Raw genomic sequence first — 20,723 nt, forward strand, 5'->3', positions numbered from 1 at the left:
GTTTGTTTGTTTTGTAATCACCCCATTATTGCTAGTTGCTTAGTAAAATGAAAAGCACCCTAATCGGATGCCTACGCTGGATTACTTAAGTATTAAGTTGTCTCTTCATTTCTTCGTTGAAGTCTACTTTTACTGCAAATATTTCTGCACTCATTTCCATAGAAAATGGTGTATGAACAACTAATTCAATTTTATACCAATCAACATCAGTTGATAAATATTCACCTTCAACCGGTATCCTGTCAAAATCAAAATATCTGTTATCCCAATTTATATCGCCAGCATCATGAAGATGTACAAATACACTTTTCATTAAAACCACCTCCTATTTCAATAATAAAACAGTGTATAAAATTATTGTGGTAACATTTTGATCTCAATAGTAAGCTCCATTCGTTCGTTCGTGGTAAGGTAGACCACCGATACTCACTTTTCAAAGCAAAAGAAAAACACCTACTATTATTACTTAGTAAGTGTTTGTTAATCTAAAATGGCGTCTTCTGCCCACTCTATATCTTGTCTCATATCAATATCGGGATGCTTCTCTTGGAGTATTTTAAGAAAATCAATGAACTCTTCACTTTGGAAATTATAAGATACATCTTCAAAGTAACCACCCATAAACCATATCTCATGCTCTTCACAATTGCTTAGAAATTCTTTTGTTTGATTCAAATCTTCGCTCAACATCGATATTATCTCATTCCAATACTCATCAAGATTAGGTGATGCACCATTTTGAGTCATGCTTTCGATAATTATTAGGTTAGCTGAAATTTTCTTTTTATCGATCATCTCCACTATCACCTCCCATCAAATCATAACCCATAAGATGAAATATAAGTAATAACTTTTTGCTCTCAAAACAACACCAAACTCTACACTCTCATCACAAAGCGTTTTGGCTGTTTGATGCAGTTTCCAAAGCAAAATAAAAACATCCCGAAGGATGTTTATAATTTAAACCATTCTCTTATTTCTTTCGCACCTTTATAAGTTTTAGCAAAGGCACTATTTTCGCGTAAATAATTCTCACCTTTTTCTGTTAAAGATGGACCTATTTTAAATAAATGAGCTCTGTCACCCGCCCAAAAATCACCGATTAAGTACTTTTCTCTAGATAAAAAACCTACAGCGTCATCAAATTCATCTTCAGTTACATCAAGGTCAACTTCTGTTAATGGTAAGTTATTTGATTCGATTTCCTTTAATATTGCATATCGTAGTTTTTCCTTTTTCAAAATTGTCACCTCCCATTTAATAATAACTTGAGAGATTACAAATTTAAACAATTCAATCCATAGAAAAATAAAATAAAAGCCTTACCGTGCTAAAGATAAGGCTTGTCTATTGCAGTAAAATATTTAATTGTCGAGTTAGCTCACTTCTAGCAACCGTGGCAGAGCTACACCACATTAATTATTGTAATCGAATTGTATTTTTTAGTGCATTTCCGTGCACGTTTAGTAAGTTTGACTGATCAAAAGGGAAAGTGGACGAAGTTCACATGATAACCACTCCTTATTCTGTTTAAGCCCTTTATATTTATTAAGATACCTATTCTCTTAAAAAATATGTGCCGGCCATGTTTGTTGCGCTCCGAACAAGTCTGCCAAGCGCGGGTCGGTCGTCGGTCTGTCTGCTTAGTATTTTATTAATACCAAGGGAAGAAACCTTTACCGCACCGAACCTACCTCCGAGTTTACAACATGTTTTTGCTATCACAAAACATGCTACATGTTTTACATTTATTCCTTTTGTTTCATTTGTTCCAAACGTTACATTAAAAATTTTATTAAAAGCCCCTGTTAGTTGAATAAGGATATTGGTATCCCTAACCAAAGATTTGTGCAGCAATAGCAAACAACTGTTTATTCCTATATGGCATTTTAATAGAGTTCTTTATCATTATTGGAGGATTACTAACTTTAATAAATCCACTTTTCTCCAAGAAGAACATTAACTCGTCATTACTGGATGACACATCAATCCTTATCTTTCCTTGATGATTATTAACTAAACCATCGATTATTAAAGCAGCTGTTTGTGAATCTGGTGCTACAATAGGTCCTATTAATAGATTTTCTGGACCTAAAATGGATAATCCAAATCCAATAATCTTCCCCTTTAGATTTCTAACAACTAAACATTGTTTTGATTGATTTATCCTGTTAAGAAGTAATTTTCTCCTCTTATTTCCAAATGCAGCTGAATCTAATTCAATAATTTCATTTATATCTTTCTCTTGGTATCTCTCTAGAGTAATTTCTTGAAGATTATTAAACAATCTAGTTGGAATATAATTATCACTTAAATACTTATGTACAGAATCGACAGTAATAAAACCCAAGTTTTCATATAAAGGTTTTCCATCCTCGGTTGAAATTAACATTATTGAGGTATTTTGAGAAACACTGTCTATACACTTCTGAGTAGCCTTCTTTCCTAAGCCTAATCCTCTATATTCTTCATTAACAATTACCATACCTATTGAAGCTAAATCAGTATCATAGGGTATTATTGCGGCACTCGAAACAATTTTGCCCACAGCATTTTTATGTCCGTATATTTTACCAGATGACATAACAGTTCTAATTTCTTGTTCATCATAATCCCAGCCAACTGATGTCGAAAGTTCTACTAAGCCTATGACATCATATTTATCAAATTCCACTAATTTCAAAACTTTTTTATTGTCTGTATACATTATTAATCCCCCTACTTTATTTCTATTATTATCATAATTTACCATCTATTCTTATTCAACTAAACTGCTCCGTCAGTTGAAGAAACAATACTTTTAAAAATAACTAAAAAGAAGCAACCTTTCGGCTACTTCATCATCTGACTCAAAATATTATTTCTAACTCTAAATATTGTCGTACTAGACAAACTCATGTGTTTACCAATAGCTCGCATACTATCGCCATCTAGCAATCTATGAAGGACTTCAACCTCTCTATCCCCTTCTACAAACGAAATGCGTTTTTGCACTTCAGCAACCTTTCTCTCGTATTCCTGAATGCGTTTATTATTAATATACAAACGTCGTTGCACCTCAATAAATACAGGATTACTCTCTACACCACTAGCCTTTGGTAAAGTTGCCTCTATGCCATACATAGCTGTTTTAGCACCAATGTAACTATTATTATCAACCTTTGCTACTGGCTTCCGTGCTTCTTCAATAGTCGCAACCATCCAATGATAATTCTTAATCCACTGCAGTAAATTCTCTTTCGTTACTTTAATTTGCCCTTGTTTGCCCATCAGGTTAGCCCCCTTAAGCTGTGGTATAATGCTTTTGAGAAGGCTTAAGTGGCATAAACCAATTCTATGCTGTAGCGTGTGACGAAGCTGCGGCCTTTTTTATGTTATAATTTACATAAATTACATATTGAGGTGATGTTAGTTATGGAAAATAACAAATTAACCTGCAAGTCCTGCGGCTATAGTTCATTCGGCGAAGGTAAACTTGATGGCCCCGCTAAATTAAGACCCGTTAACAATAGTCTCTCTATAGGATCACCACTTATTTTTACTGTGTGTCAAAATTGCGGAGAAGTAGCTTCAATTAAAGTTACTAAACCTCAAAAGTTTAAATAGTTTCTTACAAGCTGTAGCGTCCGCAAACGTCGCAGCTTTTTATGGTACAATTTACACAATATACATAACGAGGTATTACAATGGACATTTTTTCAGATATATCACTTGGTGGAAGTCTGTTATTTTTTATACCACCAATGATATTACTACCGTTAGTAATGGTAGTTTGAGTAGTAATCTACAAAACGTTATTCGGAAAAATCTTGCCGACAAAGATATATAATTTCTTTATTGGCCCAATTGCCCTACTTGGTTTCTTTATATGGGCAATCCCTATGAATATGGGGTTTTATGAGTTTTTTAGAGCGATATTATAATCGCTCTTTCTTCTTAATTTCCTCATTTTGTTCAGTAAATCATTTTTCTTCTTTATAAGACTCCAAAAGTTCAATTAATGCTGGAACGGCTTCTTCATTCAAAGAATACCTATCATTCATATAAAAGCTTCCTGTATTTGCACTTGCGTAATACCATATATCAATGATTTCTTTCGAGTTATCACCGTACATCACTTCAAGCTTATATAAAGGACCTTCATCTGTATGAGGTTGTGATAATATAGTGGCATCTTGCATTGCATCTTCAAAAAGTTTTATTTGAGTGGCATTTTCAACTTCGTGTTTATCTAACTTAGCATTTGTTCCTTGTCCAATCACAATTATTTTTTGAATTTCATCTGCAAACTCAAAAGTTTTCATCTCTTCATTATTACAACCGACAAGAAACAACAAAACGAATATTATAAACATTTTTTTCATTAGATTCCAGGCCTCTCCTTATTTGTTTTATTGATTAGACTTAGAATCTAGTAAAAAGTTACAATCTGCTGAAACTTTCATTTACTGCTATTTTTTATGAATTATTCAATAATCCAAACATTCTTCAGATCATTCATATCTGCCTCCCTACACCTTCTAAAAAAAGCGATTGTTGTATATACCCACGCTCAATTATTTGAGGATTAAACCAAAGACTTTCGCATTTTTCTTTCGCGGCTTCGGTTGTGGCCATCTTCGAAATCCTTGTCCAACCTTGTAAAATATCGTTATACATTTCGTTGTTGTAGCCACTAATCATGGCAAAACCCCGATGTTTATTTAAAGCTCGCAATAACGTTTCATGTTGTTCATTCGTCATTTCATAAGCATAGTGTCGTTTTGTACGTGTGCTCAATAAATACGGTGGATCATTGTATATCAAACAATCCTCTTTGTTATAACGGCATATCAATGTTGCAGCATCTAAATTTTCAATTTGGACATGTTTTAATCGCTCCGTTGCTTCTAAAACGATAGCTGGTAGCTTACGCCAATCAGGTAAGGCACTAAATGTTTTCGAGTCTACATTGTGACGCCACCCTGTACGAACACTTGTTTTCCCTCCCCTAGACATCCAACAACGAACTAAGAATACCCTTGCTCTTTCTAACGCATTTAAATCATCCTTCAATGCTGTAAATGATTCGTTGTATTCTTGCCTTGAATAGGGCGTAAGTTGAATTTGTTGAGCCAGTTGTTCAGGCTGGTCACGAATCACTTTGAATAGATTGACGATATTGCCATCTAAATCATTTATTGTTTCTATCCGTGCTGCTGGTTTATTGAATAAGACAGCACCACTACCGAAGAATGGCTCAAGATACACCTCATGCTCGGGCATTTGGTTTACTATCCATCTAGCCAGATTCCATTTAGAACCGACATAATTTAAAACTCGCTTCAAACACAATCACCTCCCGTTATTGCACATTTTTTCGCATAATCCTCAAATTGTGCAGTAAATGAATCAATACAATGTTCTATAAATATCCTAACTATGCTATTATTTTATAATCAGTAATTCCAAATGTTAGGTGGTTTCAGAATGACTCTAAAAATTGTTAAAACTCTATTGTCAATCATCCTTGTGTTCCTGTATTATTTAGGCTTTTGGACGGCTAACCCTAATATAAAAATTGTATTTTTCTTTCTTATGATCCTCTTTATTTTTGAAATAGGTGTTGAAACTGGTAAGAAGCGAAAGAACAGAATCTAACCGGTAAGTTTTCATATTCTCTCAGACATGATCTATTCGTAACATTACCCAGTCTCATGAAGCCTTCACCTCTTCAGTAACTGCAATAGCATAATCCAAAGCCTCGTCCTGTGTGCTCAACCCTTTCAGCACGCGTAAAGCTTCTAGGTTCTGATAAGACCCTATCTCGTTTTCTTTGTACTGATATTTTTTGTAGAGGCCTATGTGTAACACCAACTGATCGATTAAATATTGTTCACCCATTCCGCATTCCTCGCTTTAATTTGATTCTTGCTATATCTCAAAATACGTTTAGGCTTCCCGTACTTTTCACCAACCTCATCTCTCGACATACCATGCACTAGCCAGCAATGCTTTTTCGTGATGATGGTCCCAATGTGATGACAGCCAGGCACAGGGCATTTCAGCAATTCTCCATTTGGTGCATACCATGTGAAATTTTTAGTCATTTGTATCACACACCACCAATTTAATAAAAGCCTTGCTATTACCAGTTTCCAAAGCAATATCGATCGCAGCCGCTTTGTAATTTTGTTTGTTGAATTCCTCAAGCTCATCCATAAGCTTTTTTAGTTCCCACTCACATCTCGCCTCACGAACCTTGGCTAAAATCTGTTTCAAATCATTATTCATCCATGCTCCCTCCTAAATAGCCAAAGCTAATTGATTTTCATCGATTTGTGCATTGTAAATGTTGCAAATTACTCCACCACTAATCTTGTAAAGCATGTTACCAGCTTGGTATTGGCCATCGGGCAAAGCAACTTCTTCACCAATGCCAATTTGATCTAAACTTACTGTTTCACCATTCAGAACAAAGCCTTGGCTTAAAAATTCGACTCTTTCGAGTGAAACATCGACATGTACATAAGCACTTGCACTTACTTGATAAATGGCATTACATACTTCACACGTTATTTCTTCCTGTAATTCACTTAATTCCCCATCATCTAAGGCTGCGTTTCGGACAAGATTCAAGAAGTCGTCTAAATCAATTTTATGACCACATCCACAATCGATAAATTTGTTATATCTCATCGTTCGCCCTCCAAACAAGGGGCTAGGTGCCCCTCACTTTAATCTGTAATTCAACCCTAAATCCTTATCGATATGAATAAAAAACTGCTTACACATCTGGTAAAAGCGTGTACCGAGCCCTTCGTCCATTTGAACAATCATTTCGTCAAACGTTAGTTCGCTGCTAATAAACACTGGCTTATGATTCATATAACGATAGTTCACAACTGAATAAAGCTGTTTAATTTCCCACTCGCTCCCTTGTGGCACTTTAATCCTTTCCCCATCTTTCATTTGCTTAGTAACAGGTTTAAACAAGTCATCGATAAAGAGAATATCGACCTGCTTCATACGGATCATCTTGGCCTCTAACTTTTCGAAATCTGACCGTAAATCATCGAAGCCTTCCACGAATGGAAAATACAATACTGACTTATGTTTCTCTGTCATCATTAAGTTCGCCAATGCTATAAGTAAGTGTGTTTTCCCTGATCCTGGTTGACCTAGATAGGCAATACTGTTTTGTTTTGTCTTTTGGATTTGTTCAAATTCTGCATAGTATTTAGTAGCCAATAGGTGCATGTCTTGTACTACCTTGGGTGCTCCATTCGTGAAAAAGTTATCAAATGTCATTGCTTTGAATTCTTCTGTGATTTCACTAGCCTTCATCAGCTTGCTAACAACTCTATTTTTCTCGCATTCACAATCAACCCAAATTTGAAATGATTTACCGTAAGTAATACTGTTTTCATCTTCATCGACTTTCATTTCAAATAATCCACCTACATCTTTGCACTTCATACATTCGTACTGTTTGTCATTAATCGAGACTGCTTCTTCGCCCAATAATGCTTGGTACTTTGCTTGTGCCTTTGCTAGTACTTCCTGTATTGGATGCACGTTGTTGAGCCTCCTTTTTCGCTAATAGTTGCATAGATGTTACGCCCTCATATCTCCAATTGCGTAATGTACCATTAGCATATTTTTCTTTATTTCTGACTCGTCCATTTAACAAAGCTCGCTCAAACGCTTCAATAACTAAATTTGCATCTTGATAGGTCGATAGATAGTAATCAATATCTTCTCGTAATTTATTACTAGGCAACTTTTGCAGACGACTGACAAAGAACCCATATAGCTTTTGAGCATGCTGCTTGTCTGTAGTCAGTACTTGGTTAATATCAGTATTTAGTTTATTCAATACTTGGTTATTATCAATACTTAGTAGGGGCGGGTTTTCCACTAGTGGGTTTTCCACTTGTGGGTTTTCCTCTAATGGCTTTTCCACTGTTGGCATTTCTACTGGTGGTTTCTCCTCTTGTTGGATAGGCGCTTCATGGACAATCGTTTCCCAAGCAACAATCCTTTTCGTTTTTTCATCTCTTACTGGTTTTCGCTCTACATACCCGTTATCTTTAAGCTCTTTCAGTCCGCTTTTGAACGAATCTTTGCCATCTGTAGCATGCGTAATTAATTCGTCCATATAAAACACCCAATCATCTGGCATTGAAAGCATATAAGCCATAATGCCTTTAGCTTTCCAAGATAAACGGTTGTCATTTAATGCTGTACGATTCATCACTACATAGTTGTTGTTTTTAGCTACTCGGATAATGCCCATTTGCCCTCGCCTCTCCTTTTTTGTGTTAAAAATACTATTCGAAATGTGGTATTTCAGTGAGGAAATAAATAAAAATTTCCCGGGTAAGCGCAAGAAATGACAAGTTTTACTGTCCATCGACTAATTCACTTCTAAACCTGCGTAGTTCAAGCATATTAGCCCTCCTGAACGTATTGTAAAATGTCACCTACATCGCATTTCAAAACCTTACATATCGCTTTTAAATCGTTTATTTTGATGCTGTTCGAACGTCCATAATACAGATTTCTAAGCGTAATTATAGGAATACCTGTACATTGGTGAATGTCTCGTATTTTTAGGCTACGTTCAGCTAACAAAATGGCGAATTGAATTTTAATCATAGCTACCTCCTAAAAAAGGGTTGTTCTCGCTCACAAACTGCGAAACTACCGCTTATTTTAATGATTTGATAGTCTGGATATCGTTTCATGTATTCCAACACTAGGCTTCTCAATTCGTTTGGATCCTTCGCCTGCTCGAAGATCCAAGCAGGTAGAAGGACTTTGTGTGGTACGTTATACATCCAGTTGCACCACCTAATCTAGTAGGTATTCAATTTCAAATGTGCCACTTAATTTTTTATGAGCCCGACAGTATTCACACTTATCACAATAATGTGGTTTTTTAGCCCCTCTCTTTGCTTCTAGGATACTTGGCAACATCGTTTCGACATATTCCTTCTCGAAGTTAAAACGTGCTGTATCGAAGTGTAAAACGGCTTTATCAGGTGGCGTTTCTTTAGTGACTGCCACAATATATGGATCATAATAATGACCTGTATTTTGATAAATAATTTCACGATAGACCCACATCTGCAGCACATAATCAAAGGCTTGTACAAACGAAACCCAAGTGTTATATTTCTCGCTCCAGTATCGCTTTCTAAGCTCCTGTGTACTCTTTATATCGCTGAAAAATCGACGCTCGTGGTTGATGTTATCGACTTTGATTTTCCACTCAACACCGAATAATTCACCTGTGTAGATGACTTCTTTTTGACCTTGTAGAGCGAACATACAAAACTCGTCATTTTTAATCGTTTCAATCATGTCATCAGCTTTTTCATAATCCCTATATTTGTTCCCACGACTGTTAAAAATGCTGTGGTGATGAAGTTCTCGAAATTCAATAAATGCCTTGTTACTTTGGAATGCAGCGTGTATATAAGAGCCGACCATTAATGCGGTAGAGGGGGGACGGGTAAACTCGCCCCTCATCTCTGCAAACGTTTTAGCTTCGCATTCCATTGCGCTTTTAAACTGCGATACCGACATGTAGTGTTGATTTGCTTCATTCGTGTGATAGTTATCGCTATTCAACTGGAATGTCGTTGGAAGCATCTGATTTCACCTCTGTTTTTGGTTCTGATTGAGCTTTGAAATCGTCTCCTAAGCCACTAGATTGCTTTTTACCATCTTCTTTGTTAAACCAATCTTCTACTTTACTCAAACCATCTTTTAAGCTATTAAATATGTTAATCAACTCTACATAGTCATATTCTGTAAACGAATCAGCATTATAACCAAACTTCGCTTCGATCATTTCTTGTGTAACTCGATACTGTTCTTTATAACTTCGCAAAGCTTTGGCAATACGATCCTTTAATGGCCCCTGGCTATTTCCAGCTAACGTTTCATAACATTGCACAATGGCTTTATCAATAATGTCACCTGGGATGACGCCTAGAATGCATGAACGTAAACGACGAGCCCCATCATTTGCTACCTTTTCATAAATATCACGTGGATCGTCAAGTTTCTTGATAGTCCCTTTCGCTTTCATAGAATGCTTAACAGTAAATACCTTCTCTTGCCGGACATTCGTTTCAAGGTCCCAACAGAATGCTTTTGCGACTGATTCACCATCACGTTGTTCTAATTCTTGAATGCCATACGATAAATTCCCCCAATTTTGTGCAATGGCTTCTGCTAATCGAATGGATGGACCAGTTACTCGCTGTCCACCACGAGGGTATTGATACATAGCAACTTGTGCTAGTGCCGGTCTACGACAAGTATCTAAAATACGTTGTTCAGCTTGGAAAACGTTACGTGGAAACTGTTTCGCCATGAAAATTTGACCTTTTACTTCTTCCATTTCGCGTGAAGCACTAGCTTGGGCTAACGTTCCACCCTGAAACGAAGGTTGCCCCATTTGAGAATTATTGAATTGTTCATTAAGATTCGTCATTGAACTTCCTCCTGTAGTGCGCTATAATGAGCGCAAGAATTAGTTTTGTTTAAACCACTCTGCCAAGTGGTTTATTTTTTTGTGCAAAATTCCGCTTGATAATGTTCTTCTAAGTACGTATGAATGTTATCCATATGAACTACATCACCGTTTAAAAATTGCATGTAATCGTCATTACTAACGATTAGAGATCCATAGATATCTCGGAAATCATCTTCATCATAATGAAGTGTTGGTGCATGATTTACTTGCTCAATAGTGCCTAATACCATTGGATTTTCAATCAATAAATTCACATCTTCTCCTCCTTTTGTTTCCGTAAAATTTCTGCATAAGATGCTGTGACATACGATATATACCGCACGTCATTTTCAACAGCAACGAGCGTCAGAATGATGCCATTGAATTGACTGATAATGTCATACTCGCTGAAACGTTCTTCAAACTCTTCCGTCTCTATTCGTACAACAGGCATCTTGTACTTGAACGGCGCACTATTCATTTCATATCTCACCTTCTTTCTGATGGCATATCCCATCAAGCAGCTCATAATGTTTCGGCTAACCAGACGAAAGAAGAGGATTATGAACTGCTTGACGAGAGCGAGTTGCGACTCGCAAACGTCGATTATTGTGGTATAATATGTGTAGACAAAACCGCACTGCTGTTTAATCGTTCCCGCGATTAAGCAGCTTTTTTTATTGCCAACAAGCAATAACTACTGGTACACCAATGGCGATGATGATTAGACCGCACTTCACACAGAACACTTTGTGGCGGTGGTCACGGCCATCGTCTGGCATGTAGAAGTAATCCACTAACCACTTCACCATCGGCACCACCAATTGCCGACCGACACTAGACGTTGTTGTAACGATAATTTGCTCCATCGTTTAAACTTGAACATTTTGAACCTCCCACTGCTGGATGTGATCTATCACTCTATCTACTTCTGCTAAATCTATTTTTTGATTGGCTTGTAAAGCTTTTAAACTACTGATAATTTCATAAGCTCTTTCAATGGCTATGTCGTAATCTTCCAACACCATATTTGTTTCAACCGCACCCAAAGCCCCGTAAATCGCCTTGCGATGCTTGATTATTGTCATGACATCCACCATATAAAACCTCCTCCGATAAACGGTAATATCTGATTTACGATTGATAAGGCATCCATTCCAAACATCATGGCAGCCGCTGCAACTTGCCCATCCGTAATTTGTATCCACTGCATGAATGTTGGCATATCGATAGTTTTAGTCTCTTTTTCAAACTTAGAAATACACGAACGGCTGCGATGTAGTTTGTCTGCGAGTTCTTGTTGTGTAAGATTGGCTCTTACCCGTAGCGCTTTTAAAATTGCTCCGTATGACATTGTTCTCACCTCCTCTCAATGTTCCAAGGCGGAACAAGGGATAGCAAAAGCAGAACCAATTGTTGTTAATAATTGAGGTAAAATAGTGTCAAGAGGTTGTATGCCCAATCACTTAAGTAAGTATGTAGGGCTTAATTGGTCTTAATGCTTTTAGTGCATGAGGGGCTAACCCTGTATTTAAATCAATCCACTGTGTGTTGGCTTCAACCCATTGTATAAATAAGTGAGAGGGTACTAAAACACCCGCTTCTCGCAATACCGAAAAATCGGCTCGTGCAAGCAACGCTGAAGCCTTTGTATCTGCAATTCGAAGCAATTTTTTTAACTCTTCTTTCGTTAAAAACGGTGGCAACTGTTGAATTTGTACATATGTCCCCTGTAATGTTGCTTCCATCTCCTCGCGAATCATCGTGCGAAACTCAAGCATCATATTCTTCTTAAAATCCTCGCTAAACATTACCAGCCCTCCAATCTATAGGCTGCTTTGCCCGGCAGCCTCTTCCAATGTAACTTTTCGTGGAATCCAAGAATTGATATATCGTAGCGCTAGTTGTAAATCCTGACGACGAATATCCTTATAACTGGCTACAGCAAACCGGTCTTTAATTTCACGATATAATTCACGAAAGAGTTTTGGCCGTAGTGTTGTGTCTTTTTCACATTCATAGACTTTTGTTGCTACAGCCTTTTGTACGGCACGCTGTTCACCTGACGTTAGGGTAATTTGCTCTTCAACCTTTTCATTGATAAGTGACAGTTCTTTACGGATTTCGTGTTGTTCTTTTTTAATCTCCTGCGTATCTTCAACCAAATCTGCAGTAGTACGAAGAACTGTGACAAGCGCTTGGTCTTTTGATAACGGCACAATCTTTTCTTTCATGTTGTAATACTCGTCCACTAGTTTTTCATAGGCATCCCACGCTCTATCCGTGTTAAGAGATTTTGCGTGTAACCATGCTCCTTTTTCTGTCCAAAGGTATAACGAAGAAGCAAATTTTAGGCTTTCATCATTTTGATGAATGGCTTTAAATTGTTTTAAGTCCTCACCAGAAAGATGAATAAAGTGTTTGCCTTCGATATACCGATCTTTGTTCCGAGTGAAATTATTCGAAATGACTTTTACATCTGTTTCATAACTCTCTGCTAATTGATTTGTTGTTAACACACGCTGATTGTCATGTACGATTACTTGTAATGGATTCATAAATAACCTCCTACTTTTTTTATAATCCTTCCAATCTGCTAAAATATTGGTAGATTGGATGTGGAAATTATGGCTACTAGAGCAACCTTGTCATGCTCCATCCCAAACTTTCCAATTTCTCTTTTAACCAAAGGTAACGTTTAGTTGCATTTAGATTCAAAAAAAACATCTTCAATTGTTGTTGAATAATAAACAGCAATTTTTCTAGCTAATGCTAGAGAAGGAGTTCTAGCATTGTTTTCTATTGCACTTAACATTTGTCTTGTAATATTAAGATCTTTAGCTACCTCTGTTATTGTTTTTTCACCTCGAAGAATAATTAATTTTTCCCTCACTCTCCACCTCTCCTTTGCAACTTTTAGTTACCTTATAACCATAATATAAAGCAACAAAATGTTGCTGTCAAGTATAATTGCTACTTTTAGTTGCATATAGTAACTTATAGTTGCGTTATAATTAAAATTGTTTAATATTTACTATAAAAGGGGGATTACAATGCTCTCAATTCGATTAAAAGCCCTAAGAACCCAGCAACGTAAGACCCAACAGGAAATGGCTGACTTACTAGGCATCACTAGACAAGGCTATGCAAAATATGAAAATAATTTAGGTGAACCTGACAATTCAACGCTTTCTAAGTTAGCCGATTATTTTGAAGTCAGTACAGACTACCTACTAGGTCGTACAGATAAAATAGCACTCACACCACAAGAAAAAGACGAAGCTTCTTTTCAAGCCTTCGCCAACGACCCTTCCCTACAAAAATGGTATAAGGATTTACCTAAGAATCGTGAGGAAGATTTACAAAGGCTTCGTAAAATGTGGGAGATTTTGAAAGATAATGGTGAGATAAATTAAAGTAACACCAATTTGTATACCATTAAGACACTTCTAGATGTAAAATAATACCTGACTAGTTTATTTACATATGCGAAAGAGGTGTAACCATGCCTAATGTCCCACAAAGACTTAAGGAATTAAGAAAAGAATTCAAATTAACACAAGCTGATATTGCTAAATTCTTGAATATTTCTGAGAGTGCCTATGGTTATTACGAACAAGGTCGCAATGAAATTTCAATAAGTAGCCTACAAAAATTAGCTGAAAAATATGGCGTTAGTGTCGCATATATTTTATGTGAAAGTGACGTTAAAAACCCTCATACTCAATCCATAAATGACGAAGCTGAATTCCAAGCATTTGCTAACGATCCTTCATTACAAAAATGGTACAAAGATTTACCGAAGAATCGCGAAGAGGATTTACAGAGATTACGTAAAATGTGGGAGATTTTGAAGGATAATGGTGAGATAAAATAAAGTAACACCAATTGTATATCCGTTATGACACTTCTGTATGTAAAATATTTTTAGAAGAAATATTATTTACTTCTCTAGTTTATTTACATATGTCAAAGGAGTGATCGAATGTTAGACCACCGCTTGAAGATAGCCAGAAAGGCAAAAAAACTTACACAAGAACAACTTGCGATACAAGTTCAAACCACTAAAGGTACAATTAGTAATTATGAAAATGGCTATAGCACTCCTTCTAATGAAATGCTTGTACTTTTAGCAAAAGCCTTAAATACTACAACAGATTATTTACTTGGTAACACTGATTATGATATACCACTTAACCAAACAGAGGACGAAGCTGAATTCCAAGCCTTCGCCAACGACCCATCTTTACAAAAATGGTATAAGGATTTACCTAAGAATCGTGAGGAAGATTTACAAAGGCTACGAAAAATGTGGGAGATTTTGAAGGATAGCGGTGAAATCAAATAAGGACATGCTCAGTTGCATGTCCTTAAAAGCTTGTTATTAATTTTTCTATTATTAAAAAATAGGCATACCATTTCGAATGGATGCCTATTTTTAGTACCTAAATAACCTACTTCTTTTTTACCCTCGAATTATTAATTCGTTTCTACTTCGGATACTTGCTTGTTCCAATAAATTAAATTGTTTAATAGTTTCTTTATAAGCATCATCTTTATAATCAAGATACTCAACTGTAATAACTACAGCGTAATTAAAGAAATCTGACATATCTTCATTAATATAACGATCCATAGCATGTAAAACTAAATATGGATTTTTTAAAGATTTATAATTAACTGTTGCTTCTTTTCTCAATACTGTGTCCCACTTGAAATCAGCTTTACGCTCTTCCTCTGTTTTTGGTTTCTTTGGTGCAGTTGTTATAGGGTATTTGGGCATCTCCCACCCTTGGGCTAGTAGTTGATTAACAAGATGTTTTTCCTCTATAACGTCGACTATCTTTGTTTTAGGGCTCACTCCGTTAGGCGCTTTTAACTTAAACTTATTATTGTGAGGATAAAATGTATCTTCTAATGTTACAGAAGTGTAGTCTTCAGTATTTACAGCATTAGGTTTAGTAGCTACTGAAATCGTCCATTGGATTTTAACTCTTCCCTTATAATCTAAATCCCCAGCAACTGGAACTGCTAATCTAGCATACTTTTTTGGTAAAATCCTATTACGATATAACACAGTAACCTTGTTTTTAGTACACCCTAAAATTTCTTCAACATCATCCGGTACCAAACCATAACCACAATATTTATCAGGTTTATCCTCAGGATGTACAGCACTATTTATTACCAGCGCTTTCGCTACTAAAGGATCAACTATATTACAACGCCCAATTAATTCAGCAGATTTTTTTGCAACTAACGGTGCAGCAAAGCTAGTCCCAGCAGATAAATATCTGTTCATGCCATCCACTCCAATTAAATGGAAAGGAGTGGTTTCACTACCACCAAAATCAAGAATATCTGGCTTAATTTTAGAACCTTCTCTTCCACTTCCTACACAGCTATATGAAGCTCTCTCTTTAATTTGCTTAGAATTGATTGTATACGCACCTACACCTAATCCATTAACAGTATCTGAAGGTGCCTGAATTCTATCATTTCCATTTTGAAGTTCTCCATCATTCCCAACAGCAACCACAAATAATCTTTCACCATTTTTTGATAACCCATCTATTACATATGTGAAACGAGATATGTAATCATCTTCTATAGGGCCATAAGGACCAATTGAAAGATTGAAAACCTTAATATCAGGTCGATTAGGTACAACTTCTTCAACTACGTCTATTACGTCATATAAATCAAAATCTTTTTCATTAAGTAGAGGTAATACTCTGTAACTATCAACATTAATTATCGGAGTCTGTAATTGATCAGTACTGCTATAATGCCTAAGATCACCATAAAGTATTGTACCGGCTACGCCTAATCCATGTTGTACATAATTTAAATTTTTTTCAGTTTCAATAGGGTTGTGTTCAGCTATAAATGGTGCTACTAAAGGAGAGTTTAACTCTACCCCTCCATCGAATACTCCTACTTTTATAGATGACTGAAATATTTCTGAAGGTGGTATCGGCAATTTAAATCCCTCAGTATTATTAATCCTAATATTTGGTAACCCTCTGAATTGTAGTGGGTGACAAGTACGCAATGGATTAAAATTCACCAATTTTTTTAACGTATCTTTGTCTAAATAAGCACTAATAAAGATTGGTCCTGGTGAATAACTTCGAATTTTCAAAGTTGAAACATCTCCTCCATTTTTGGAAAATAACTGTTTAAACTTCTCAATTAACTCGCTCTCTAATTCCCCAAAAGGATGAAGTACAAATTCAATTCTACCAGCTGACCAATTTTCAGAAAAAATATCTAGCATACTTTCATGGGAATCTAAATAGATTTCTTCTACCGTTCTTATTTCATTTATTAAATTTTGACTCAAAAATTTCTCTGACGAAGCTATGATTTTCTCCAATTCATTAAGATTATCTTCATTAACCCTAATAAAAATATCTTTACCATCCTTTAGTTTTTCACCTTTTTTTGTATTTACCATACCACTCCATTTTTTAGTACCAATTTCAGTAGCTCCCATACTTCTAATAAGTGCTTTTGGATGATAAGACTTAGCAGAATAACCTAATGATAACTTTAAATTAAGAACTATTTCAGGTAATTTATTTTCAGCATCTATATAAAGGATCTGCTGTTTAACTTGTGATATTTGATTTTTCAATTTCATTTTTACTTCATCAAAACTTGGCCTATTATCTTGATTAGGTGCTCCTTTTCTCGGCTCTTCATGATAAATATAATTTTCCCCTTTACCTAAAATAGGTCTAAACATTTCTCCCATATTCATTACCCCCTATTTTTTCAAATAATATTGTACAGCTGAACTACTTTTGCCTAGCCATTTTGCAATAGTTCGGATTGGAATTCTAACTTGTTCATGGGCTAACTTAGCGAACTTCTTATTAAACTCTATAGAGCCATCATTTTTAAATTGTAGTAACTCTTGAATAATAGCCTCAGCATAATCAACATCATGTAATATCACGCGGCGTTTTGTTCGATCACTTAATTTCTTAATATCTGCTCCGGATAATCCATCAGTAAATTGTACTAATAAAGGGATTATTTCTTTGAGATTTTCAGCAACATCATTAAATTCACTTTCAAGCATTAATTTACGTTCTTTTGGACCTGGTAGTGTAATTTCAATATCTCTATCAAATCTTCTCCAAATCGCAGGATCTAAAAGATTAGGATGATTCGTTGCAGCAATAAGAATGGTATGTGATGGCCAATTTTCTAATTCCTTTAACAACACGTTTACTATTCGTTTTAATTCACCTAAGTCAGACATATCATCTCTTCTTTTTGCGACAGCATCAAACTCATCTAAAAGTAAAATTGATGGTTGATTTTTTACATAATCTAAAACTTTTTTTAAATTTTGTCCTGTTTTTCCTAAATAACTTGAAATAACACTAGATAAATCTAATGTGATCAAGCTAAGTTCGAATCTGCTAGATAAATACTTAGCAATTTGTGTCTTACCGACTCCAGGAGGACCGTGAAGCAATAAAGATGAAGGTGGTGTAAGTCCCACTTGCATTAATTTTTCACTTTGTTCTCTTTCTTTAATGAATGTCTCTAGTTGCTCTGCGATATTTTCAGAAAATATCGGTTTCTCCAAATCAATAAATTCTTCAATTAAAACTAAATCCTTCATAGACTCTGAATCTTGAGGAGTTGGAGATATTCCAATCGATCGTTGTGTACTTGCGCCTATTGAATGTTCTGCTAATGCTGATGCTATTTCATCCGCAATTTTAGGATGATCATCTTTAATTTTTCTAATTATCCTCATTGAAATAGCTCTTACTTCTCTTGAGTTATTATCTAAAGAGGCTCTTATCAACTGAGAAACTAATTTTTCTATACCCAATGTATTATAAACCTCCTTTTAATACATTTATAATACACTCAATAAACCAATTAAATCAACAACTAAATCAATAAATGTATTATTATTTATTAACAATATAAAATACAATACAAGTATACTTCATGAGATAAAGTTTCACGCCACTACCAATTAGTAGGGTTTTATTATAAAATAAAAAGAACATACGTTCCATTCCGAGGTGGTTACATGAACTACAGTCATTCAGAAGATTTCATTAAAGAATTCTACTTTAAAATGAATATCACCACTCCTCCCCTTTTGGATTTCAGAGATATTGCAAAAAATTTAGGTATTAAAGTTTTCTATTGGTCAGAAACTAGTCAAGCGTTATATGCTAACGATCTACCCTACATATTCTTAGATGAATCCCTTACCCAGCAGCAAAGATGGCAGGATTTTTGCCATGAGTTAGCACATGTGTTATTACATACTGGGGATAAATTCTGCATGTATCCCCTATTCCGAGAATATCAAGAATATAAAGCAAACAACTTTATGTACCATGCCTGTGTCCCCTCATTTATGTTGGATGAACTAGACCCTAGTGAGCTTACTGTCGAAAATGTACAACGGCTATTTAATGTGGAATATGACTTTGCATTCAAACGACTGGAACAATACCGCAGTAAAAAGTTACTTATGCTGAATTGGAATAGCCAGAACGATAACTCTATTTTATAGTTGGAAACAGGATGGTATATGCATTCAAAACTAATGGAATGAGGTGAACGAATTTGAGTTTAGGTGAGTTATTAAAGGAACTACGTGGTGATGAATCTTTACGTGATGCAGCAAAACGTATGGATATTACGTTTTCTTACTTGGCTATGCTTGAAAGAGGAACGGATCGTCGTACTGGCAATGCGATCAAACCAACACCTGAAACATTGCAACGCATTGCCACAGCCTATCACTATGATTACATAAATCTAATTGACATTGCAGGTTTGTCCGATGACCCTTCTTATAATCCTGCATTAAAAGAACCGTTTCCCTACAATCCCTCATTACAGCAATGGTACAAGTCTCTACCCCACTGTAATGAGAAAGATGTCGAGAAACTAAAAATAATTTGGGAAGTACTTTTATAAAGGTGGTGACAGCTAATGCATTTCGTTCAAATTAATAAGACAACATGGCGGTGCACTGGTGAGGGCCCCCGTAACCCTGCCACTGGCAAACGCCGTCAAATTACACGTCGTGGTAAAAGTAAAACTGAAGCACGTGAAAGAGTTGAAAAAGCTATAGCTGAATTAAACAAAGCATATTACTTCGATGCAAAGATAACGTTTGAAGAATTTAGCCAAGATTGGTTAAAGCTCTACCGTATGAAGGGCAACAAGGAAACGACAAATGAACACCGTACTTATTGCATCACCCTACTCAATCGATACTTGGCCAAAAAGAAAATTACCGCAATCACATCTATCGAATTACAGAGTTTACTCAATCATTTATTTACTAATGGAACAGCCTATAATACGCTCCGTGGCACTCATAATACAGCCAAAATGTTATTTGCCTATGCCAAAGAATCTGGATTGATTGAAATGAACCCTGTAGAGGCAACTTTTGTGCCAAAGAAGAAAATGACGTTAGAGGAAGCTAGCAGTGAAGATACAGCAAAACTTTATTTAGAAACAAATGAACTGAAGGAATTTTTAAGTTTCGTGGATAAACATCGTAATATTATATATCGCACGCTGATCTACGCAATCGCTTTTACAGGAATGCGACCAGGCGAAGCTGTAGCCTTAAAGTATGAGGATGTCGACTTGGAGAAGAAAGTCATACACATCAACAAAACGGTGTATGCGAAGAAAAGTATAAGGGGTGACTTCGAGCTCACTCCCCCAAAAACAGCAGGCAGCGTCCGCTCCGTCGATATTGATGATATTGTAGTGGAGAAAATAAAGCAGCTTTACCAATGGCGTGAATTTCGCGAATGGGCAAAGTCCGACTTTGTTTTCGGTGACAAGGAAGGTATTCCCCCTACCGTCAAAATGCTCAACCAAACAGTTCGACGCATCGGCGCCCTCACCGACATTAACAAACAATTCCGCACCTACATCCTCCGCCATACACATATTAGTCTGTTGGCAGAGGCTGGGGTGGATTTGAATTTTATTATGAATCGAGTTGGACATAAGAATTCTAAGACAACTACGAAGATTTATTTGCATGTTACAGCTGGGATGCGGGTTGCTGCTACTGAGAAGATGCATACCAAATTCTCTGAATTAATGGAATAATAGGAACACACATTATCAAGCTCTTAGATGTTACCTTCCATTTTTATAAGTTCTTCTGCAAATACGTTAACTATTTTAAGTT

General features: G+C 36.0%; 31 protein-coding genes. 6 read left to right on the forward strand and 25 right to left on the reverse strand.

All coding sequences use genetic code 11. The features are described 5' to 3' along the window. Nucleotides 1-85: 85 nt before the first annotated feature. The 23 genes from ACQKNX_RS07000 to ACQKNX_RS07110 form a co-directional block, all read right to left on the reverse strand. Complete coding sequence (locus ACQKNX_RS07000; protein ID WP_427428205.1) at nt 86-313, reverse strand: hypothetical protein; 228 nt, start codon at nt 311-313, stop codon at nt 86-88. Nucleotides 314-480: 167 nt separating this feature from the next. Further along, nucleotides 481-801 (reverse strand): hypothetical protein, encoded by a 321-nt coding sequence (locus ACQKNX_RS07005; protein ID WP_427428206.1) that lies wholly within the window; start codon nt 799-801, stop codon nt 481-483. A 152-nt stretch (nt 802-953) separates the two neighbouring features. Then, the gene (locus ACQKNX_RS07010) at nt 954-1,250 is read right to left on the reverse strand and encodes a YjcQ family protein (RefSeq protein ID WP_427428207.1); all 297 of its coding nucleotides are present in this window, start codon (nt 1,248-1,250) and stop codon (nt 954-956) included. A gap of 584 nt (nt 1,251-1,834) precedes the next feature. Beyond that, on the reverse strand, nt 1,835-2,707 hold the full coding sequence (locus ACQKNX_RS07015) for a GNAT family N-acetyltransferase (protein ID WP_427428208.1): 873 nt from the start codon (nt 2,705-2,707) through the stop codon (nt 1,835-1,837). A gap of 125 nt (nt 2,708-2,832) precedes the next feature. Then, nucleotides 2,833-3,270, reverse strand: a complete 438-nt coding sequence (locus ACQKNX_RS07020) for a hypothetical protein (RefSeq protein ID WP_427428209.1) — start codon at nt 3,268-3,270, stop codon at nt 2,833-2,835. Nucleotides 3,271-3,962: 692 nt separating this feature from the next. After that, a complete protein-coding gene (locus ACQKNX_RS07025) occupies nt 3,963-4,364 on the reverse strand; it encodes a hypothetical protein (RefSeq protein ID WP_427428210.1) in 402 nt (133 codons plus the stop codon). A 133-nt stretch (nt 4,365-4,497) separates the two neighbouring features. Continuing rightward, nucleotides 4,498-5,328: a DNA adenine methylase gene (locus ACQKNX_RS07030; protein ID WP_427428211.1), complete on the reverse strand. Its 831-nt coding sequence runs from the start codon at nt 5,326-5,328 to the stop codon at nt 4,498-4,500. Between the two features lie 366 nt (nt 5,329-5,694). Beyond that, on the reverse strand, nt 5,695-5,883 hold the full coding sequence (locus ACQKNX_RS07035; RefSeq protein ID WP_427428212.1) for a hypothetical protein: 189 nt from the start codon (nt 5,881-5,883) through the stop codon (nt 5,695-5,697). Next, nucleotides 5,865-6,089, reverse strand: a complete 225-nt coding sequence (locus tag ACQKNX_RS07040) for a hypothetical protein (RefSeq protein WP_427428213.1) — start codon at nt 6,087-6,089, stop codon at nt 5,865-5,867. Before ACQKNX_RS07040 ends, ACQKNX_RS07035 begins: the two co-directional genes overlap by 19 nt. Continuing rightward, nucleotides 6,082-6,273 (reverse strand): hypothetical protein, encoded by a 192-nt coding sequence (locus tag ACQKNX_RS07045; protein WP_427428214.1) that lies wholly within the window; start codon nt 6,271-6,273, stop codon nt 6,082-6,084. The genes ACQKNX_RS07040 and ACQKNX_RS07045 overlap by 8 nt, the downstream gene beginning before the upstream one ends. A gap of 12 nt (nt 6,274-6,285) precedes the next feature. Continuing rightward, nucleotides 6,286-6,678 (reverse strand): hypothetical protein, encoded by a 393-nt coding sequence (locus tag ACQKNX_RS07050; RefSeq protein WP_427428215.1) that lies wholly within the window; start codon nt 6,676-6,678, stop codon nt 6,286-6,288. 33 nt (nt 6,679-6,711) lie between these two features. Then, entirely contained in the window at nt 6,712-7,557 is an 846-nt protein-coding gene (locus ACQKNX_RS07055) for an ATP-binding protein (protein ID WP_427428216.1), read from the reverse strand. Next, complete coding sequence (locus ACQKNX_RS07060; RefSeq protein ID WP_427428217.1) at nt 7,478-8,278, reverse strand: DnaD domain-containing protein; 801 nt, start codon at nt 8,276-8,278, stop codon at nt 7,478-7,480. The genes ACQKNX_RS07055 and ACQKNX_RS07060 overlap by 80 nt, the downstream gene beginning before the upstream one ends. 155 nt (nt 8,279-8,433) lie before the next feature. Next, entirely contained in the window at nt 8,434-8,640 is a 207-nt protein-coding gene (locus tag ACQKNX_RS07065) for a helix-turn-helix domain-containing protein (RefSeq protein ID WP_427428218.1), read from the reverse strand. A gap of 195 nt (nt 8,641-8,835) precedes the next feature. After that, nucleotides 8,836-9,639, reverse strand: coding sequence for a PD-(D/E)XK nuclease-like domain-containing protein (locus ACQKNX_RS07070; RefSeq protein WP_427428219.1), 804 nt, complete (start codon nt 9,637-9,639; stop codon nt 8,836-8,838). Continuing rightward, nucleotides 9,611-10,489, reverse strand: coding sequence for a hypothetical protein (locus tag ACQKNX_RS07075; RefSeq protein WP_427428220.1), 879 nt, complete (start codon nt 10,487-10,489; stop codon nt 9,611-9,613). Before ACQKNX_RS07075 ends, ACQKNX_RS07070 begins: the two co-directional genes overlap by 29 nt. A gap of 71 nt (nt 10,490-10,560) precedes the next feature. Beyond that, complete coding sequence (locus ACQKNX_RS07080) at nt 10,561-10,785, reverse strand: YqaI family protein (RefSeq protein WP_427428221.1); 225 nt, start codon at nt 10,783-10,785, stop codon at nt 10,561-10,563. Continuing rightward, nucleotides 10,782-10,991, reverse strand: coding sequence for a hypothetical protein (locus ACQKNX_RS07085; RefSeq protein ID WP_427428222.1), 210 nt, complete (start codon nt 10,989-10,991; stop codon nt 10,782-10,784). The genes ACQKNX_RS07080 and ACQKNX_RS07085 overlap by 4 nt, the downstream gene beginning before the upstream one ends. A gap of 391 nt (nt 10,992-11,382) precedes the next feature. Next, nucleotides 11,383-11,610, reverse strand: coding sequence for a hypothetical protein (locus tag ACQKNX_RS07090; RefSeq protein ID WP_427428223.1), 228 nt, complete (start codon nt 11,608-11,610; stop codon nt 11,383-11,385). After that, on the reverse strand, nt 11,595-11,864 hold the full coding sequence (locus tag ACQKNX_RS07095; RefSeq protein ID WP_427428224.1) for a helix-turn-helix domain-containing protein: 270 nt from the start codon (nt 11,862-11,864) through the stop codon (nt 11,595-11,597). Before ACQKNX_RS07095 ends, ACQKNX_RS07090 begins: the two co-directional genes overlap by 16 nt. A 112-nt stretch (nt 11,865-11,976) precedes the next feature. Continuing rightward, on the reverse strand, nt 11,977-12,321 hold the full coding sequence (locus ACQKNX_RS07100) for a DNA-binding protein (RefSeq protein ID WP_427428225.1): 345 nt from the start codon (nt 12,319-12,321) through the stop codon (nt 11,977-11,979). A 15-nt stretch (nt 12,322-12,336) separates the two neighbouring features. Beyond that, nucleotides 12,337-13,068 (reverse strand): ORF6N domain-containing protein, encoded by a 732-nt coding sequence (locus ACQKNX_RS07105; RefSeq protein WP_427428226.1) that lies wholly within the window; start codon nt 13,066-13,068, stop codon nt 12,337-12,339. Nucleotides 13,069-13,208: 140 nt separating this feature from the next. Next, the gene (locus ACQKNX_RS07110) at nt 13,209-13,403 is read right to left on the reverse strand and encodes a helix-turn-helix transcriptional regulator (RefSeq protein ID WP_024364742.1); all 195 of its coding nucleotides are present in this window, start codon (nt 13,401-13,403) and stop codon (nt 13,209-13,211) included. Nucleotides 13,404-13,563: 160 nt separating this feature from the next. Between ACQKNX_RS07110 and ACQKNX_RS07115 the strand changes: the two genes are divergently transcribed. The 3 genes from ACQKNX_RS07115 to ACQKNX_RS07125 all read left to right on the forward strand — a co-directional run bounded on the left by ACQKNX_RS07115 (nt 13,564) and on the right by ACQKNX_RS07125 (nt 14,858). Next, nucleotides 13,564-13,926 carry a helix-turn-helix domain-containing protein gene (locus tag ACQKNX_RS07115; RefSeq protein WP_427428227.1) on the forward strand — a complete coding sequence of 121 codons (363 nt, stop codon included), beginning with the start codon at nt 13,564-13,566 and terminating at the stop codon, nt 13,924-13,926. An 89-nt stretch (nt 13,927-14,015) separates the two neighbouring features. Continuing rightward, nucleotides 14,016-14,387: a helix-turn-helix domain-containing protein gene (locus ACQKNX_RS07120; RefSeq protein ID WP_108030164.1), complete on the forward strand. Its 372-nt coding sequence runs from the start codon at nt 14,016-14,018 to the stop codon at nt 14,385-14,387. A 108-nt stretch (nt 14,388-14,495) separates the two neighbouring features. Next, nucleotides 14,496-14,858, forward strand: a complete 363-nt coding sequence (locus ACQKNX_RS07125; protein ID WP_229386897.1) for a helix-turn-helix domain-containing protein — start codon at nt 14,496-14,498, stop codon at nt 14,856-14,858. 117 nt (nt 14,859-14,975) lie between these two features. Here the strand turns inward: ACQKNX_RS07125 and ACQKNX_RS07130 are convergent, their stop codons facing one another. Together ACQKNX_RS07130 and ACQKNX_RS07135 are read right to left on the reverse strand one after the other, a co-directional pair. Further along, nucleotides 14,976-17,270, reverse strand: a complete 2,295-nt coding sequence (locus ACQKNX_RS07130) for a S8 family peptidase (RefSeq protein WP_427428228.1) — start codon at nt 17,268-17,270, stop codon at nt 14,976-14,978. 12 nt (nt 17,271-17,282) lie between these two features. After that, complete coding sequence (locus tag ACQKNX_RS07135; RefSeq protein ID WP_427428229.1) at nt 17,283-18,368, reverse strand: AAA family ATPase; 1,086 nt, start codon at nt 18,366-18,368, stop codon at nt 17,283-17,285. A 207-nt stretch (nt 18,369-18,575) separates the two neighbouring features. Here ACQKNX_RS07135 and ACQKNX_RS07140 point away from each other — a divergent pair, with 207 nt between their 5' ends. From ACQKNX_RS07140 to ACQKNX_RS07150, 3 genes are read left to right on the forward strand one after another with little or no spacing between them, the layout of a single operon-like run. After that, nucleotides 18,576-19,070: an ImmA/IrrE family metallo-endopeptidase gene (locus ACQKNX_RS07140; protein ID WP_427428230.1), complete on the forward strand. Its 495-nt coding sequence runs from the start codon at nt 18,576-18,578 to the stop codon at nt 19,068-19,070. 53 nt (nt 19,071-19,123) lie between these two features. Further along, nucleotides 19,124-19,480, forward strand: a complete 357-nt coding sequence (locus ACQKNX_RS07145; protein WP_427428231.1) for a helix-turn-helix domain-containing protein — start codon at nt 19,124-19,126, stop codon at nt 19,478-19,480. Between the two features lie 15 nt (nt 19,481-19,495). Further along, nucleotides 19,496-20,641 carry a tyrosine-type recombinase/integrase gene (locus tag ACQKNX_RS07150; RefSeq protein WP_427428232.1) on the forward strand — a complete coding sequence of 382 codons (1,146 nt, stop codon included), beginning with the start codon at nt 19,496-19,498 and terminating at the stop codon, nt 20,639-20,641. Nucleotides 20,642-20,723 lie beyond the last annotated feature (82 nt).

The organism is Lysinibacillus sp. NPDC093712 (assembly GCF_050280025.1).
In the GTDB taxonomy this organism is placed as follows: domain Bacteria; phylum Bacillota; class Bacilli; order Bacillales_A; family Planococcaceae; genus Lysinibacillus.

Bases quoted from the DNA above. Each gene is read 5' to 3' on its own strand.
- ACQKNX_RS07000 (WP_427428205.1), bottom strand. From the start codon at position 313: ATGAAAAGTGTATTTGTACATCTTCATGATGCTGGCGATATAAATTGG.
- ACQKNX_RS07015 (WP_427428208.1), bottom strand. From the start codon at position 2,707: ATGTATACAGACAATAAAAAAGTTTTGAAATTAGTGGAATTTGATAAA.
- ACQKNX_RS07020 (WP_427428209.1), bottom strand. From the start codon at position 3,270: ATGGGCAAACAAGGGCAAATTAAAGTAACGAAAGAGAATTTACTGCAG.
- ACQKNX_RS07025 (WP_427428210.1), bottom strand. From the start codon at position 4,364: ATGAAAAAAATGTTTATAATATTCGTTTTGTTGTTTCTTGTCGGTTGT.
- ACQKNX_RS07035 (WP_427428212.1), bottom strand. From the start codon at position 5,883: ATGGGTGAACAATATTTAATCGATCAGTTGGTGTTACACATAGGCCTC.
- ACQKNX_RS07040 (WP_427428213.1), bottom strand. From the start codon at position 6,089: ATGACTAAAAATTTCACATGGTATGCACCAAATGGAGAATTGCTGAAA.
- ACQKNX_RS07045 (WP_427428214.1), bottom strand. From the start codon at position 6,273: ATGAATAATGATTTGAAACAGATTTTAGCCAAGGTTCGTGAGGCGAGA.
- ACQKNX_RS07050 (WP_427428215.1), bottom strand. From the start codon at position 6,678: ATGAGATATAACAAATTTATCGATTGTGGATGTGGTCATAAAATTGAT.
- ACQKNX_RS07060 (WP_427428217.1), bottom strand. From the start codon at position 8,278: ATGGGCATTATCCGAGTAGCTAAAAACAACAACTATGTAGTGATGAAT.
- ACQKNX_RS07065 (WP_427428218.1), bottom strand. From the start codon at position 8,640: ATGATTAAAATTCAATTCGCCATTTTGTTAGCTGAACGTAGCCTAAAA.
- ACQKNX_RS07070 (WP_427428219.1), bottom strand. From the start codon at position 9,639: ATGCTTCCAACGACATTCCAGTTGAATAGCGATAACTATCACACGAAT.
- ACQKNX_RS07075 (WP_427428220.1), bottom strand. From the start codon at position 10,489: ATGACGAATCTTAATGAACAATTCAATAATTCTCAAATGGGGCAACCT.
- ACQKNX_RS07085 (WP_427428222.1), bottom strand. From the start codon at position 10,991: ATGAATAGTGCGCCGTTCAAGTACAAGATGCCTGTTGTACGAATAGAG.
- ACQKNX_RS07090 (WP_427428223.1), bottom strand. From the start codon at position 11,610: ATGGTGGATGTCATGACAATAATCAAGCATCGCAAGGCGATTTACGGG.
- ACQKNX_RS07095 (WP_427428224.1), bottom strand. From the start codon at position 11,864: ATGTCATACGGAGCAATTTTAAAAGCGCTACGGGTAAGAGCCAATCTT.
- ACQKNX_RS07100 (WP_427428225.1), bottom strand. From the start codon at position 12,321: ATGTTTAGCGAGGATTTTAAGAAGAATATGATGCTTGAGTTTCGCACG.
- ACQKNX_RS07105 (WP_427428226.1), bottom strand. From the start codon at position 13,068: ATGAATCCATTACAAGTAATCGTACATGACAATCAGCGTGTGTTAACA.
- ACQKNX_RS07115 (WP_427428227.1), top strand. From the start codon at position 13,564: ATGCTCTCAATTCGATTAAAAGCCCTAAGAACCCAGCAACGTAAGACC.
- ACQKNX_RS07120 (WP_108030164.1), top strand. From the start codon at position 14,016: ATGCCTAATGTCCCACAAAGACTTAAGGAATTAAGAAAAGAATTCAAA.
- ACQKNX_RS07125 (WP_229386897.1), top strand. From the start codon at position 14,496: ATGTTAGACCACCGCTTGAAGATAGCCAGAAAGGCAAAAAAACTTACA.
- ACQKNX_RS07130 (WP_427428228.1), bottom strand. From the start codon at position 17,270: ATGGGAGAAATGTTTAGACCTATTTTAGGTAAAGGGGAAAATTATATT.
- ACQKNX_RS07140 (WP_427428230.1), top strand. From the start codon at position 18,576: ATGAACTACAGTCATTCAGAAGATTTCATTAAAGAATTCTACTTTAAA.
- ACQKNX_RS07150 (WP_427428232.1), top strand. From the start codon at position 19,496: ATGCATTTCGTTCAAATTAATAAGACAACATGGCGGTGCACTGGTGAG.